Annotated in this window: 16 protein-coding genes and 1 pseudogene; 6 read left to right on the top strand and 11 right to left on the bottom strand. The window is 67.6% G+C overall.

The genetic code is table 11. The features are described 5' to 3' along the window. The first annotated feature begins 30 nt into the window (after nucleotides 1-30). The 3 genes from GWG54_RS15390 to GWG54_RS15380 all read left to right on the top strand — a co-directional run bounded on the left by GWG54_RS15390 (nucleotide 31) and on the right by GWG54_RS15380 (nucleotide 2071). Nucleotides 31-717: a PHP domain-containing protein gene (locus GWG54_RS15390; RefSeq protein ID WP_167938615.1), complete on the top strand. Its 687-nt coding sequence runs from the start codon at nucleotides 31-33 to the stop codon at nucleotides 715-717. Then, nucleotides 714-1799 (top strand): asparagine synthetase B, encoded by a 1086-nt coding sequence (locus tag GWG54_RS15385; protein ID WP_167938614.1) that lies wholly within the window; start codon nucleotides 714-716, stop codon nucleotides 1797-1799. The genes GWG54_RS15390 and GWG54_RS15385 overlap by 4 nt, the downstream gene beginning before the upstream one ends. A gap of 77 nt (nucleotides 1800-1876) precedes the next feature. Continuing rightward, the gene (locus GWG54_RS15380; protein ID WP_008425784.1) at nucleotides 1877-2071 is read left to right on the top strand and encodes a cold-shock protein; all 195 of its coding nucleotides are present in this window, start codon (nucleotides 1877-1879) and stop codon (nucleotides 2069-2071) included. Nucleotides 2072-2221: 150 nt separating this feature from the next. On the opposite strand, the gene GWG54_RS15375 is transcribed toward GWG54_RS15380, so the two are convergent. The 10 genes and pseudogenes from GWG54_RS15375 to GWG54_RS15330 form a co-directional block, all read right to left on the bottom strand. Further along, nucleotides 2222-2551: a cupin domain-containing protein gene (locus GWG54_RS15375; protein WP_167938613.1), complete on the bottom strand. Its 330-nt coding sequence runs from the start codon at nucleotides 2549-2551 to the stop codon at nucleotides 2222-2224. Nucleotides 2552-2604: 53 nt separating this feature from the next. Further along, nucleotides 2605-3833, bottom strand: a pseudogene (locus GWG54_RS15370) (tripartite tricarboxylate transporter permease). 117 nt (nucleotides 3834-3950) lie between these two features. Then, complete coding sequence (rpl12p, locus tag GWG54_RS15365) at nucleotides 3951-4289, bottom strand: 50S ribosomal protein P1 (RefSeq protein WP_167938612.1); 339 nt, start codon at nucleotides 4287-4289, stop codon at nucleotides 3951-3953. A gap of 19 nt (nucleotides 4290-4308) precedes the next feature. Beyond that, on the bottom strand, nucleotides 4309-5355 hold the full coding sequence (locus GWG54_RS15360) for a 50S ribosomal protein L10 (protein ID WP_167938611.1): 1047 nt from the start codon (nucleotides 5353-5355) through the stop codon (nucleotides 4309-4311). Between the two features lies 1 nt (nucleotide 5356). Next, complete coding sequence (locus tag GWG54_RS15355) at nucleotides 5357-5989, bottom strand: 50S ribosomal protein L1 (RefSeq protein ID WP_167938610.1); 633 nt, start codon at nucleotides 5987-5989, stop codon at nucleotides 5357-5359. A 342-nt stretch (nucleotides 5990-6331) separates the two neighbouring features. After that, the gene (locus GWG54_RS15350) at nucleotides 6332-6808 is read right to left on the bottom strand and encodes a 50S ribosomal protein L11 (protein ID WP_167938609.1); all 477 of its coding nucleotides are present in this window, start codon (nucleotides 6806-6808) and stop codon (nucleotides 6332-6334) included. Nucleotides 6809-6886: 78 nt separating this feature from the next. Next, a complete protein-coding gene (gene cutA / locus GWG54_RS15345; protein WP_167938608.1) occupies nucleotides 6887-7189 on the bottom strand; it encodes a divalent-cation tolerance protein CutA in 303 nt (100 codons plus the stop codon). Nucleotides 7190-7243: 54 nt separating this feature from the next. After that, nucleotides 7244-7441 carry an HEWD family protein gene (locus GWG54_RS15340; RefSeq protein ID WP_167938607.1) on the bottom strand — a complete coding sequence of 66 codons (198 nt, stop codon included), beginning with the start codon at nucleotides 7439-7441 and terminating at the stop codon, nucleotides 7244-7246. 201 nt (nucleotides 7442-7642) lie between these two features. Continuing rightward, nucleotides 7643-9133: a hypothetical protein gene (locus tag GWG54_RS15335; protein WP_167938606.1), complete on the bottom strand. Its 1491-nt coding sequence runs from the start codon at nucleotides 9131-9133 to the stop codon at nucleotides 7643-7645. Between the two features lie 365 nt (nucleotides 9134-9498). After that, a complete protein-coding gene (locus GWG54_RS15330) occupies nucleotides 9499-11010 on the bottom strand; it encodes a phosphoenolpyruvate carboxykinase (ATP) (RefSeq protein ID WP_167938605.1) in 1512 nt (503 codons plus the stop codon). A 309-nt stretch (nucleotides 11011-11319) separates the two neighbouring features. Between GWG54_RS15330 and GWG54_RS15325 the strand changes: the two genes are divergently transcribed. Further along, nucleotides 11320-11556, top strand: a complete 237-nt coding sequence (locus GWG54_RS15325) for a hypothetical protein (protein ID WP_167938604.1) — start codon at nucleotides 11320-11322, stop codon at nucleotides 11554-11556. A gap of 63 nt (nucleotides 11557-11619) precedes the next feature. Then, on the top strand, nucleotides 11620-12210 hold the full coding sequence (locus GWG54_RS15320; protein WP_167938603.1) for a class I SAM-dependent methyltransferase: 591 nt from the start codon (nucleotides 11620-11622) through the stop codon (nucleotides 12208-12210). 9 nt (nucleotides 12211-12219) lie between these two features. On the opposite strand, the gene GWG54_RS15315 is transcribed toward GWG54_RS15320, so the two are convergent. Beyond that, nucleotides 12220-12690: a hypothetical protein gene (locus GWG54_RS15315; protein ID WP_167938602.1), complete on the bottom strand. Its 471-nt coding sequence runs from the start codon at nucleotides 12688-12690 to the stop codon at nucleotides 12220-12222. Nucleotides 12691-12858: 168 nt separating this feature from the next. Here GWG54_RS15315 and GWG54_RS15310 point away from each other — a divergent pair, with 168 nt between their 5' ends. Continuing rightward, nucleotides 12859-13635: an HAD-IIA family hydrolase gene (locus GWG54_RS15310; protein WP_167938601.1), complete on the top strand. Its 777-nt coding sequence runs from the start codon at nucleotides 12859-12861 to the stop codon at nucleotides 13633-13635. Nucleotides 13636-13753 lie beyond the last annotated feature (118 nt).

The raw sequence follows: 13753 nt of genomic DNA, 5'->3' as shown, positions 1-13753 counted from the left end.
TTTTTGACCGATCGCGCGAAAGATCGGAACGTGCTGTCGGTCGAACTTCACGCCCACTCGTCGCTGTCCTACGACGGCCGGGACTCCGTCGAGCTCATCTTAGAACAGGCCGAGGCCGTCGGCCTCGACGCGATCGCGATCACGGACCACGACGAGATCGACGCGAGCCTCGAGGCTGCCGAGCGCGCCCCCGAGTACGGACTGGTCGGCATTCCGGCCATGGAGATCTCGAGTACGGCCGGCCACGTTCTCGGCCTGGGGATCGAGGAGGCGGTTCCGCCGGGGCTGTCCTACGGGACGACCCTCGAGCGGATCCGCGAGCAGGGCGGGCTGGCGGTGATCCCCCACCCGTTCCAGCAGTCGCGCCACGGCGTGACCGCCCGGATCTCCCGCGAGGAACTCGCGGCGGGGGACGCGATCGAGATCTACAACTCCAGGCTGCTGACCGGGCGGGCGAACCGCCAGGCCGAGCGCTTCGCCCGCGAGCGCGGCCTCCCGATGACGGCGGGCAGCGACGCCCACATCGGGGAGATGGTCGGCCAGGCGATCACCCGCGTCGACGCCGACGAGCGCTCGGCCGAGGCGATCCTCGAGGCGATCCGTCGGGGCGAGACGTCGGTCGAGGGGAAGCGAACGCCCTGGCGGATCAGTTTCCGCCAGTTCGGCGGCGGCGTCACGCGCCGAGTCAGAAACACCGTCGTGGGACTGCTCCGATGACGCTTCGCGGCGCCGATCCCGAGACCGTTCGCGACGCCCTCGAGACCGGGGACCCGCTTCCGGGAACCGCGGGCTTCGCGGGCGAACTCGACGGCCGGCTCGTCCGGGACGTGCTGGGGCGAGTCCCGCTGTTCGTCGAGCGCGGGACGCGCGAGCGGTGGGCGTTCGAACCGCACGTCCTCGAGGATCCCGTCCGCTTCCCGGCGGGTTCGGTCGGCGAACTTGGCTCGGAGTCCCGGCGCGTCTGGTCGGTTCCCGAACCGACGCCCGAGCCCGACCGCGAGGCGGCCCTCGAGGCGCTCGATCGAGCGATCCGGAGGGCGAGCGACCGGGTTCGACGCGCGGATCGAGACGTCGCGGTCGCGTTCTCCGGGGGCGTCGACTCGGCGCTGGTCGCCGAGACCCTCGACGCGCCGAGTTACGTCGTCGGCTTCCCGGACAGCCACGACCTCGAGGCCGCCCGAACCGCGGCCGACGCGATGGGCCGCGAGCTCCGGACCGTCGAGCTCGAACCCGCCGACCTCGAGCGGGCGGTCCCCGAGGTCGCCCGCGCAATCGGGCGGACGAACGCGATGGACGTTCAGATCGCCCTTCCGCTGTACCTGGTCGCCGAACGCGTCGCCGCGGAGGGCTACGACGCGCTGGCGGTCGGGCAGGGCGCCGACGAGCTGTTCGGCGGCTACGAGAAGGTCGTCCGCCTCGACCACCGCGTCGCGGCCGATACCGTCCGCGGTGCGGTTCGAGAGCAGATCGGAAGCCTCCCCGAACAGTTGCCCCGCGACGTGCGCGCGATCGAGGCCGCCGGGCTCGAGCCCGTCGCGCCGCTGCTCTACGACGCCGTGATCGACGCGGCGCTCCGGCTGCCCGACGAGCTGCTGGCCGACGCGGACGTTCGAAAACGCGGATTCCGACGGGTCGCAGCCCGGTATCTGCCCGCGGAGATCGCGACTCGAGACAAGAAGGCGGTCCAGTACGGCAGCCTCGTCGCCCGCGAGCTCGATCGGCTCGCCCGCCAAGCGGGGTACAAGCGACGGATGGACGACCACGTCACGAAGTACGTCGAATCGCTGCTCGAGGAGTGACCGATCGCGGCGTCGACGCTCGTGGTACCACGACCCTCGGAACCCTTATCCGTCGGCCGGACGAACGATTGGTTGTAATGGCGAAAGGTAACGTTGATTTCTTCAACGACACAGGCGGCTACGGTTTCATCTCGACGGACGACGCGGACGATGACGTGTTCTTCCACATGGAAGACGTCGGCGGCCCGGACCTCGAGGAAGGCGAGGAGATCGAATTCGATATCGAACAGGCCCCCAAGGGCCCCCGCGCGACGAACGTCGTCCGCAACTAACTCCGTCTCTCTCTCTGCCGCTTTCGACGGCGGGAAGCGACGATCCGCTTTTTGACACCCCACGTTCGGAAGCCGTCGGTATCGGCGACGACTCGATCGCGGCCGCGACGACACCTCGTCGACAGTCTCGTCCGGCGCTCGAGCGCCGGCTCAGGACGGCAGCGGGCAGAGACTCGCCGTGAACACGACCGTCTCGTCGGTCTCGTTCTCCGCGCCGTGTTCGACGCCTCGCTCGTGGACCACGACGCCGGGCGCCTCGACGTGCTCGTCCTCGCCGTCCTGCAGGACCGTCACCGTCCCCTCGAGGACGTGGAACACGTTCGTGCTGTCGCCGTGCTCGTGGGGCTCGAGGGTCGCCCCCGGACCGAGCGCGAAGGCCTTGACTAGCACGTCGTCCTCGACGACCAGCTCCGCAGTTTCGACCTCGCCGTCGGCGGGCTCGAGGTCGGCGATCGCGTCAGCGTATCTGTCGAGCGTCATCGTGCGCCGTTTCGGACCGCGATGGGATAAATTTCGGACACGCGGTTGCGCCCCTAGAGGCCGAGCATGAGCGGGCCGATCAACACGCCCATCAGGTGGACCCGCCTGGACCGCAGACGGACCGGTACCATTCCGACCGCCGCCGCGGCGACGAAGACGGCGATCCCGACCACGCCGGTAAACAGGTACGAGAGCGCGATTAGCCCGCCGAGGACGGCCGTCGAGATCTTCCAGTAGGCCGTTCGACCGACGAGCTCGAGGTAGGCGTCACCCGCCGCGATCACGACGACGAAGCCGACGACGCCCGCAGGAGGATTCCCGACAGCAGGACCGGGATCTCGAGGGGCGCGTTCACGCTCTCGAAGGCGACCATCACGCCGGTTCGGGGCTGGCCGATCGCGAGCAGGGCGAACAGCGCGAAGATCGTGTTGGCGGTGTCGACGCCGCTGGTGGCGACGATGTACCCCCGATCGCCCGCGTCGCCGGGAACGAACGCGAGCGCCGCGACGCCGGCGATCGCCGCAGAGATCCCCGGCAGGTAGCCGACCACCGCGCCGGCGAGGGCGCCGGCGACCGCGGTCGCCCCGACCAGCCGTCGCGACAGCGCGAGCGTCGCGTCCGTCTGGGACGGGACCCCACCGCCCCGGACCGCGTCGATCAACACCGGCGCGCCGAACAGCCCCGCGAAAAGCGGCGAGAGGGTCCCGCCGGCCTCGAGCGGAGCCGCCGGCGAGAGATCCAGCGTCGCCGCCCCGAGAATTGTCGCGAGAGTAAACGAGAGCTCCCCGCCCGCCCTGGCGGACCAGCTCCGCTCGGAGGCGATCAGCGCGACCGCGATCAGCGCCAGCACGAGCGAGAGATTGCCCCTGATCGTCGGGTACGCCGCGGTCACGACCCGCGTCACCGGAACCGCGAGCGGGATCGCGACCACCACCGCGAGCAGGCTCCCGAGCGCGGACAGCCGAATCGCCTCGTACCCCCGACCGGCCAGCACCATCCGGTGGCCCGGTAGGGCAGTGACGGCCATCTCCGCATCGGGAACGCCAAGCGCCATCGCGGGGACGGCGTTCAGGAAGGTGTGGACGACGCCGGCCGCGAGCATCGCCGCGCCGACGAAAAGCGGCGGCCCGGGAACCGAGGGAGCGATTCCGGCGAGCAACAGCGCGAAGTTGTTGGCGTGCAATCCGGGTACGAGCCCGCTCAGCGTTCCGAGCGCCGAACCCGCCAGCACCCAGGCCAGCAGCCGCACGGCCAGCCCGGGATCCCCGACGAGCTCGATCATCGCCGTCGTTGGCCTCGGCTTCGAACTTAAACTCGAGCGTCGCCGAGAATCGCGGCGCTACCGCTGTAGGTGCGGGTTCGAAAAAATAACGGGGTCGTCGAATCGTCGCGTCGCGACTTAGCCGAAGAGCTCGCCGAGGCCCTCGCCGCCGGCGTCCTCGTCCTCGTCGTCGTCCTCGTCTTCCTCGGCGGCTTCCTCTTCTTCGGCGGCTTCCTCGTCTTCCTCGTCCGCGGCCTCGCCGGCTGCGGCACCGCCTGCGGCGCCGCCCGCGGCGGGGACGGCGGCGGCCTCGTCGACGGCCTCGTCGATGTCGACGTCCTCGAGCGCGGCGACGAGCGCCTTGACGCGGGACTCCTCGACGTCGACGCCCGCAGCCTCGAGCACGTCGGTCAGGTTGTCTTCGTTGATCTCTTCGCCCGCTTCGTTCAGGATGAGTGCAGCGTAAACGTATTCCATTGTAATTACCTCGAGTTAGTTATCCGAACATCGCGCCGAGCCCTTCGCCGCCGCCACCGCCGTCTTCGTCGTCGTCGTCATCGTCGGTGTCGGCCTCGTCGGCCTCGGCTTCCTGGTCGTCTGCCGATTCGTCTGCCTCGTCCGCGTCGTCAGCCGACGCGGACTCGGCGGGTGCCTCGACGCCCTGCAGTTCCTCGGGCAGGGCCTCCTCGTCGTCGATCTGGGCCGCGAGCGCGCGCAGCTGCGCGTCGGCCTTGCTGACGAGGTCGGGCATAAGCGCCTCGTCCTCGATCGCGGCCTGCAGGCCGAGGCTCTTGGCCTCGCCCGTGGCCTTCGCGACCAGCGTCGGCGCCGTCGCCTCGGTCGGGTAGCTCGCGTTGACGGAGAGGTTCCGCGCCCGCGCGGCCGCGGTCGCGAGGTCGCTCTCGTAGGCCTCGACGTCGATGTCGAGGTCCTCGGGGTCGAACAGCGTTCCCTCGGCCACGACGGCGCGAAGGTCCAGTCCGACTTCCTTGGGCTCGATTCCCAGCTCGTTGAGGACGTTCGCGAGGTCGGCGGTAACCTCCTCGCCGGCCTCGAGGACCGTCGAGTCCTCCATGACCTGGATCGAGCCGTCCTGGATCCGGGCGTTGGCGCCGACGCTCTGGAGTTCGCCGACGAACGGCCCCGGATCGACACCCGTGTCCCCCTCGGGGACCACGATGTCGTTGGGCGCGACCTCGCCCTCGTTGATCGGGGCGGGGGTCTTCGACGCCTCGAGCTCCTTGTAGAGCGCGAACGGGTTGTCGTTCGTGCCTACGAGCCCGACCTGGCCCTCGACGTGCTCGACGAGGTCGCCGAGACCGGCGTCCTCGAGCGCGCGAACCTGCAGGGTGTTGCGGCTCACCCGCAACTCGGCGCTGCCGTGCAGGTCGCGGCGCATGTCCTGGAGCTGCTTGCTCGGAATGCCGGCGATGCCGACGATGCCGATGCTCTCGTAGCTCTCGATGAGGTCGGCGAGTTCGTCGACCTCCTCTTTCTTCCACTGGGGAAGGTTCTGGGTCTTGCGTTCGGCCTCTGCGCTCATCTCAGGCCACCTCCACGGACGGGCCCATCGTCGTCTTCACGTAGACGGTGTCGATGTTCTGGGGCCCCTTCTCGAGGTCGGCGTGCAGGCGTCGCAGGATCACGTCGATGTTGTCGGCGATGTCCTCGGCGTCCATGTCCTCGGCACCGACGCGCGTGTGGAACGTGCGCCGATCCCGGGAGCGAATCTGCACGGTGTTTTTGAGTCGGTTGACCGTTTCGACGACGTCGTCGTCGGGTCCGAGCGGGTCCGGCATCTTCCCTCGGGGACCGAGGATCGTACCCAGATGCCGGGCGATATCTTGCATCATCGCCTCCTCGGCGATGAAGAAGTCCGTCTCGTCTGCGAGGTCTTTGGCCTCGTCGTCGTCCAGATCGGCCACGTCGCTCTCCGAGAGGACCTGGTCCGCGGCCTCTTCGGCGCGGACGGCGGTCTCACCCTCGGCGATAACGACGATCTGAGTCTCTTGGCCGGTTCCGGACGGCAGGACGACGGACTCGTCGACACGGTTCGACGGTTCGTTCAGGTCGAGATCGCGCAGGTTGATCGCGAGGTCGACCGTCTCGGTGAAGTTCCGATCGGGCGCGTCCTCGAGTGCGCGAGTGACTGCTGTTTGAATATCCGAATCTGCCATCGTTCACCTCCGTAGTACGCAGGAGTGCTCCTACGGGTCAGTGAAACAGGCTAGGCCTGTCTCTGTTGAGAAAAGTGGGATGCCGAACTTAAACCCGTCGAACTGTCCTGCCCGTGTGTCTCCGGCCCGAACCCGCCGGATCGGCGCGGCCGTCGACGGCGGTTTTCCCCGGGCGAATGGCGACCGTTCGGTCGTCCTCGAGGGCGCCGCTTCCGAGCCGCTTACATCCGCGACGTGGGTGGCCGCCGTCCGGCGCAGTGGTCCGTTCGCTCGTCGAACGGGAACGCTGAAGCGACCGCTGGCACTCGAGGAAAGCGCACCGCAAAACGAGAGCGGACCGCGTTACGCCGACAGCGCGTCGTCGTACTCGCCGTCGTCGACCCGCTCCTTGAACTCGCGGGCGTTCTCGCCCTCGATGGTGACGCCCATCGAGGCGCAGGTGCCGACGACCTCCTTCGCGGCGTTTCTCGTGTCGTAGGCGAGCAGGTCGGGGTGTTTCTGCTCGGCGATCGTCTTGACCTGATCGATCGAGAGATCGGCGACGAAGTCCTTCTGGGGCTCGCCGCTACCGGTCTCGAAACCGGCCTCGTCCTTGATCAGCGCCGCCGTCGGCGGGACGCCGACGTCGATCGAGAACGAGCCGTCGTCGTCGTAGTCGACGGTGACGGGTACTTCGGTGCCGTCGAACGCTTCGGTCTGGTCGTTGATCTCCTGTACGACCGCCTGCACGTCGACGGGGGTCGGTCCGAGCTCGGGACCGAGCGGTGGGCCAGGGTTGGCCTGGCCACCCGGAACGAGCACTTCGATGGTTCCAGCCATACCCGTCACAACCCGTGCGCGAGTTTTAAGGATTGCTTTTTCGGGCAGTCGACGCCTGGTACCGACTGGCGTACGCGACTACTCGACGGCGTCGGCGCGCCACTCGGCGAACGACTCGAGGACGTCCGCCTCGTCGAACTGCTCGATGCAGGGGACGTCGTAGGGATGCAGCTCCCGGACCCGCTCGACGAGGTCGGCGGCGGCGTCGTCGGTCGTCTTCGCCAGCAGGACCGCCTCCTCGTCGCGGTGGACCTCGCCCTCCCACCGATAGGTCGAGGTCGTCGACAGCTCGTTGACGCAGGCGGCCAGTCGCTCCTCGAGCAGCGTTTCGGCGATCGACGGGGCGTCCTCGGGCGGCGCGGTCACGTAGATCGTCGGCATACGCGCAGTTACGTCGGTAGCGGACAAAAAGCGTGGCCGATCTAGCCGCCGCGATCAGGCGTCGTCGCAGCTCCCCGTTATCGGGTTGAACGTCCCCGTGATGTCCCACTCGTGGATGCAGTGAGGATTGCCGACTCGTTTGTCGCCGTCCTCCAGAACCAGTTGCCACGCGCCGAGTTCTTCGTCCCATCGTTCCGCTCGCTCGCACTCCTCGCATACTCGCGTCGTCGGTTTCCGTACCTGTGCGTTCATTACCGGGTGTGCGAACTCGACGCACATAACGGTATCCATGACCGGCAATTGCTGCCACCACCATCGGAACGGGACGGTAACCGAGCCGTGAGGGTACGGTCCGGATAACGATACCGATCCCCATCGATCCTTGAGGACGGCGCTCGCTCGAGCACAGCCGCGGCTCCCGGTCGATCGGCAAAAAATCCCCTCGAGGGGTCGCTAGCAGGCAGTGTCGGCGGTCTGATCGCCGGCCGTGCCGCCGTTCGCCGTCTTTCCGTCGGCTGCGCCGCCGTTCGCCGCCTCGGCAGCGCCGTTCTCGCTGATCGGTGACGCGGGTTCCTCGGAGTCAGCGGGCGCTCCGTCGACCGGTTCCTCCGCGGTGGAGTCGTCGGTCGGCGTCTCGTCCGCGGTGGAATCGTTAGTCGGCATCTCATCCGCGGTGGAATCGTTAGTCGGCATCTCGTCCGCGGGTTCGTCGGTGCCGGCGATCATCACGAAGATCGTCGCCTCTTCGATCGTTACGCGGAGTCCGTCGTCGGGGGACGCGTCGACTGGCTCGTCCGTCGAGGCGTCGTCGACGCCGCCGGAGGCGTCGTCGGATACGTTATCCGCGCCGTTCTGGGACGCGTCGGTGTCGTTTTCGTCGCTGGTGGACTCGTCGTCCGTTACGCTGTGGTCGTCTTCGGAAGCGTCATCGACCGAGTCGTCGTCCATCGGTCCTTCGTCGTCGACGCCGTCGGAGGCGTCATCGGTAGCGACGGGGTCCTCGTCGGTCGACGCTTCGTCGTGCTGAGCGAGGGTCGCCTCTTCGATGGTCACCTCGAGCGGCCCCTCGTAGACGAACGCGTTACTCTCGCCGTCGGTTCCGTCGGTTTCAACGGCGTCGAGTTCGTTCTCGAGGCCGTCGAGCTCGTCGACCGAGACGAAGATCGTCGCCTCGGAGACGGTCACCTGGCGCTGATCGTCGGCCTCGTCGTCGCCGTTTTCGGAAGCGTCGAGCGCGTCGTCGGACTCGTTGATGTCGTCGGACTCGTTGATGTCGTCGGCCGTGTCGTTTTCGTCGCCGGTGGACGCGTCGGTCGCGCCGTTCTCGTCGGTCGATTCCACGGTCGGCTCCTCCTCGAGAAGGACGAACGCCGTCGCCTGGCCGATCGTGACCTCCTGTGCGTCGTCGCCGTTCGCGCTCACGGACTCGTCTTCCGATTCGTTGTCCGTATCGGTCGAGTCGTCGTCGGTCAGTCCGTCGTCGACCGACTCGTTGTCGTCCGATTCGTTGTCGGTCAACCCGTCATCGATCGAGTCGTTGTCGTCCGATTCGTTGTCGATCAGCCCGTCGTCGACCGAGTCGTTGTCGGTCGAGTCGTTGTCAGTCAGTCCATCGTCGACCGAATCGTTGTCGACCGAGTCGTCGTCGGTCAGCCCGTCATCATCCGACTCGTTGTCGGTCGAGTCGTCGGTCAGTCCGTCATCATCCGACTCGTCTCCGGCCGCATCGTCCCCGGAGTCTTCGACGAGGACGAGGACCGTCGCCTCTTCGATTGTCACCTGCCACGCTCCGTCGTCGGAGGCGTCTGTCGATTCGCCGTCTGCTGTGTCGTTGTCGTTGTCGTCGACGCTGGTTGCAGCGGGACCCGCTGCGATGGCTGTGGCTCCGCCAGAGCCGAGCACCATCAGCGCGACTATTACGACGAGTATTGTACGTACGCTCATGCCCGCGTTCGTGACAGGGGAGAGCGTCCAGCTTAAACTGGGACTGCCATTTCAGTGATAAATATCCCGTTCCGCGGTGTAATTCGGCTCTAGCTGAAATCCCCGGGGTAACTTGCCAATTACGTTCACCCTTCTCTCGCGTCCCGATCCGGGCGACTGCGACGGCCCGGTCCGCCGAACGAACTCCCTAGTCTCCGTCCGCCGACCGTTTCGGTCGGTCTCTCGGATCCCGTTTCAGTCACCGATCGACGGCGATCGTCACGTCGGCGAGCCGCCTCGAGGGCGACCCGCTCGAGATCCGCCGATTTCCGGACGACCCCCTGGCGCTCGCCGCGAACGATAACGGACGCTGAACGACGTGTCGCTCAGTAGACCGCCTCGAGGATCTCCTCGCGGAGCTCGTCGAACTCCGCGAGGTACTCGCGGCGTTCCCGTCGCAGCTCCGCCAGGGCCGACTCGTAGTCGTCGACGTAATCGGGGACGTAGTAGTCGTCGATGTCGATTCCGGGCACCGACGCGGGAATCGTCAATCCGGTGGCGTCGTCGTCGGTCCACTCGACGGTACCGCGGGCGGTTTCGGTGAGGATCGTCACCGACTCGGTGACGCCGACGTCCTTAGCGTCGGCGCCGAGATACCCGGTGTTGAGCAGGTAGCAGTCGACCCCAAGCTCGTCGATGAGGTCGTGGAAGACGTTCCCCTCCTCGCCCTCGGGGCCGACGATGAAGGGGTTGGTCCCGACGACGCGGATCGACTCGCCCGCTCGCGATGGGTCGCCGGCGCTGGTCTCGATCGACTCGCCGAGCATGAAGGCCGCAGCGGCCTGCGCGGTCGAGAGCTTCGAGACCGGCGGCATCAGCGGGTTGCGCGTGATGAAAAAGACCTGGTCGACCCGGTCGAGGTCGATCTCGTCGGCCGCGCTCGAGAGCTCGTCGCGTTGGACGATCGCGCGGGCGTTTTCCGTGTACCGCGACTCGTCGAAATCGACCGTTCCGTCGTCGTCGACGGCGACGTTCTCGAGGATCGCCGACTCGTCGGTCGCGGCCTCGTAGAGGGCGGGCTGTTCGTCCTCGTCGAGTCCGATGGTCTTGATAAAGAGTCCGTTCCCCTCGCTGCCGGGGGCCGTCCCGTCGGGCAACAGTCCGCAGACGTCGTCCTGGAGCATGGTCGCGCCCTCCTCGCCGTCGAGCCAGCAGCCGTGGGCGGTCAGCGTCGACTTGCCTGTCGCCGACAGTCCCATAAAGAGCTGGCCGACGTCTCGCAGGTCGCCGTCGGCGTCGCGGACGCGGACGCGCTTGCTCCCGGCGTGGAGGCCGAGCCCGCCCCGCTGTTTGAGACGGTACATAAACAGCCGGAGGAACGACTTCTTGGCCTCGCCGGTGTAGTCGCTGCCCAGCACCGCGGTGAACCCCTCGTCGGGGAGGATCCGGATCGCGGTCTCGTCGGCGTCGGGCAGCTGTACCGTCTGTAAGTCCGGCTCGCGGCCATCGCTGGGCTCGAACAGGCTCGCCCAGGCGAACGCGATCCGGGCGTGCTCGACGGGGACGTAGAGCCGACAGCAGAACGTCGCCTCGGGGTGGCGCCCCATCAACCGGTCCACGCAGAGCATCTCGTCGCTTCCGGCGGCCTCGACCGCGCGCTCGACGAACGCGTGATCGCGCTCGACGAACCCGTGGTCGACGGCGTTTTTCGTCCGATCGGAGCTCCGCGACCGAACGTCGCTGACGTACGACGGGGAGCCGAACTCCGTCGTCGTCTCCTCGCGTTCGGCGAGCTCGCGCAGCTCCTCGAGCGAGGGGTCGTACCGGACGTTCGATGCGGTCGCTGGATCGGGAAGCGCTCGGCTCGGCGGACGCGGCTCCGCCCCGGTTTCGGACATACGGTTCGGCCATCATCTTCCTTATGTATAAACATGGTGGCCTTTGATCCGAGCGTGTCACTTCCTACCGAATATCGGACCTCAGTAGCCGAAACGTACGCGACAGCGGATGAGAACGCTGATATATGCGGACCCGGATAATATCAGATACTGTATGGTTGTCGAACCAAACTCGCATAAGAATAAATTCTTATCCGATTTCGAACGGCGTACACTCGTTCGGTGTGGACCGAACCCCGGCCCCGGGCTGGAGCGCACACCTCGAGAAGCGACCCCGGAACCGATACTTCCTCGGGTCGAAGGTCCCGTATGGATCCGTACTTCCCCAGTCCGAACCCGCCCTGCGCCCCCAAGCCCTGCCAGCGGTGCGGGACCCGCGTCGACGGCGAGGAGACCGAGGGATGGTGGCTCGAGCGGGAGCGCTGGCAGAGTCCGAACTGCTATCAGCTGCTCTGTCTGTCCTGCTGTGTCGACGCGATGAACGAGGAATCGGGCCAGCCAAACGTGGCCGACGAAACCGAACTGAGAGAGCTGCTGTACGACTGACCCGCGAGAGGTCCCGACGGCTCGAACAAAAACTGGGAAGTGTCGGCGGCGCCAACCTCGACCATGGGTTTCCACACGTTTCCGATGGAACGGGCCGACGCGCTCGAGGACCCCTCCCGGTACCGGTTTTGCTCCCGGGAGGAACTGCTCGAGTTACTCGCGCCGACCCCCGAGGACGTCGTCGCCGACCTGGGGTCCGGAACCGGGTTCTACACCGACGACGTCGCGCCGTTTGCCGGGACGGTCTACGCGGTCGACGTCCAGTCGGCGATGCACGACCGCTACCGGGAGAAGGGCGCTCCCGAAACCGTCGAGTTCGTCACCAGCGAGGTGTCGGCGCTGCCGTTCGCCGACGACGAGCTCGACGGGGCGTACTCGACGATGACCCACCACGAGTACGCGAGCCCGCTGGACGCCGACTCGGGCGGCGACGAGCGTCCCGGCGACGCGGTCGCCGAACTCGCGCGGGTGATCCGACCCGGCGGTCGACTCGTCGCCGTCGACTGGTCGGCCGACGGAACGGGCGAGGACGGCCCAGACCTCGCGGAGCGGTACTCCCTCGAGGAGGCCGTCGCCCAGCTCGAGGCGGGCGGGTTCACGATCGAGAGCGCCCGCGATCGACCCGAGACGTTCGCGCTGGTCGCGGTCCGGTAGTCGGGTCGGTCAGTCGAAGTCGGGCAGGTCTTCGGGGGGTTCGTACTCGGCCTCCCAGTCGACGTACTCCTCCTTGAGGACGACCGAGACGATCTGGCCGAACTCCGTGAGTTCGGCGTTGATCGACGAGACGGTCCCCCAGGTGTCCAGCCCGGGGTGGTACTCCCGCTCCTGCCAGTCCTCGGGGATCCCGGGAGCGTGGTAGCCGACACGGTCGGCGAAGTCGTCCCAGAAGAAGTCAAAGCCCGCGAACAGGTCGAGGTCGCGGGCGATCCCGTACTCGCGCTCGTCAAGGTCGGTGTCCTCGAGCCACTCCTCGAAGGCTTCCTCCCAGGCGCCCTCGCGGAGGAAGGCCTGCAACTCCTCGCGTCGGTAATCGATCTCGGTCGGGTCCGCGGCGCTGATCGTCGCGTCCTCGTACTCGTTGGGGTCGACGAACGACAGCTCCGGGGGCTCCGGCGGCTCGACCTCGAGTGCCATACCGCGGCCTACGATCGGTCGGCGGATAAGGATTCCCACGCCGATCGGGCGACGGCCACGAGACGTCCGCGGTCGAGCGCTCGTCGGTTGCGGGCGCCGCAGCGCTCACACTCCGCGCGGTATCGCGGATCCGAACACTCAACCCGCGTCCGTCCGTACCCACGCGAGATGACATACGAGGCGGCGATCCTCGACGTCGACGGGACGATCGTCCGCGGCGAGCGGCTCCTGCCGGGCGCGACCGACGGGCTGGCGGCCCTCGAGGCGGCCGGCTGCGATCGGCTGCTGTTCTCGAACAACCCGACCCGGGGCGGCAATCACTACCGCTCGAAGCTCGAGCCCCACGGGGTCGACGTCGATCCCGAGCGGGTGCTCACCTCGGCGACGGTCTCCGCGGCGCATCTCGCCTCGACCCATCCCGACGCGTCGGTGTACCTGGTCGGCGACGACCGCCTCGAGTCGATCCTCGCGGACGCCGACGTCGGGCTGACCGACGACCCCGAGGCCGCCGACGTCGTGCTCGGCTCGTTCGACAGCGACTTTTCCTACGGGACGCTGTGGGAGTCGCTGCGGGCGCTCCGGGACGGCGCCGCCTTCTACGGGACCGATCCGGATACGACGATCCCGGTCGAGGACGGGCTGATTCCGGGTTCGGGGGCGATCCTGGCGGCGATGGGCGCCGTCGGGGGTCGCGAGCCCGACGCGATCCTGGGCAAACCCTCGAGCGTCGCGGCCGAGGCGGCGATCGATCGCCTCGGCGCCGATCCCGGCGACGTCCTCGTCGTCGGCGACCGCCTCGACACTGACATCGCGCTCGGCGAGCGCGCCGGAATGGAGACCGCACTCGTGCTCACGGGGATCACCGACGAGGCGACCCTCGAGTCGGCGAGCGTCGAGCCCGACCACATCCTCGAGTCGCTGGGCGCGGTCGAACGGCTGCTGTAGTTCGCTCGTTCGGGCCCACATGATTCGAGGAGGAAGCCCACGACTGAACAGTAGTTGCTGATTCGATCAGGAAGACCGCGAAGGCTGGAGGAGCGTACCGGTTCTGACTTCGTGAAGA

It is taken from the genome of Natronococcus sp. JC468, from assembly GCF_012163165.1.
Lineage (GTDB): Archaea > Halobacteriota > Halobacteria > Halobacteriales > Natrialbaceae > Natronococcus > Natronococcus jeotgali.
The sequence above is the reverse complement of the archived record's forward strand: the minus strand, read 5'-3'. Positions and strand labels throughout refer to the sequence as shown.

Coding starts and splice junctions, on each gene's coding strand:
- GWG54_RS15385 (WP_167938614.1), top strand. CDS start 714: ATGACGCTTCGCGGCGCCGATCCCGAGACCGTTCGCGACGCCCTCGAG.
- GWG54_RS15380 (WP_008425784.1), top strand. CDS start 1,877: ATGGCGAAAGGTAACGTTGATTTCTTCAACGACACAGGCGGCTACGGT.
- GWG54_RS15375 (WP_167938613.1), bottom strand. CDS start 2,551: ATGACGCTCGACAGATACGCTGACGCGATCGCCGACCTCGAGCCCGCC.
- rpl12p (WP_167938612.1), bottom strand. CDS start 4,289: ATGGAATACGTTTACGCTGCACTCATCCTGAACGAAGCGGGCGAAGAG.
- GWG54_RS15360 (WP_167938611.1), bottom strand. CDS start 5,355: ATGAGCGCAGAGGCCGAACGCAAGACCCAGAACCTTCCCCAGTGGAAG.
- GWG54_RS15355 (WP_167938610.1), bottom strand. CDS start 5,989: ATGGCAGATTCGGATATTCAAACAGCAGTCACTCGCGCACTCGAGGAC.
- GWG54_RS15350 (WP_167938609.1), bottom strand. CDS start 6,808: ATGGCTGGAACCATCGAAGTGCTCGTTCCGGGTGGCCAGGCCAACCCT.
- cutA (WP_167938608.1), bottom strand. CDS start 7,189: ATGCCGACGATCTACGTGACCGCGCCGCCCGAGGACGCCCCGTCGATC.
- GWG54_RS15340 (WP_167938607.1), bottom strand. CDS start 7,441: ATGAACGCACAGGTACGGAAACCGACGACGCGAGTATGCGAGGAGTGC.
- GWG54_RS15335 (WP_167938606.1), bottom strand. CDS start 9,133: ATGAGCGTACGTACAATACTCGTCGTAATAGTCGCGCTGATGGTGCTC.
- GWG54_RS15330 (WP_167938605.1), bottom strand. CDS start 11,010: ATGTCCGAAACCGGGGCGGAGCCGCGTCCGCCGAGCCGAGCGCTTCCC.
- GWG54_RS15325 (WP_167938604.1), top strand. CDS start 11,320: ATGGATCCGTACTTCCCCAGTCCGAACCCGCCCTGCGCCCCCAAGCCC.
- GWG54_RS15320 (WP_167938603.1), top strand. CDS start 11,620: ATGGGTTTCCACACGTTTCCGATGGAACGGGCCGACGCGCTCGAGGAC.
- GWG54_RS15315 (WP_167938602.1), bottom strand. CDS start 12,690: ATGGCACTCGAGGTCGAGCCGCCGGAGCCCCCGGAGCTGTCGTTCGTC.
- GWG54_RS15310 (WP_167938601.1), top strand. CDS start 12,859: ATGACATACGAGGCGGCGATCCTCGACGTCGACGGGACGATCGTCCGC.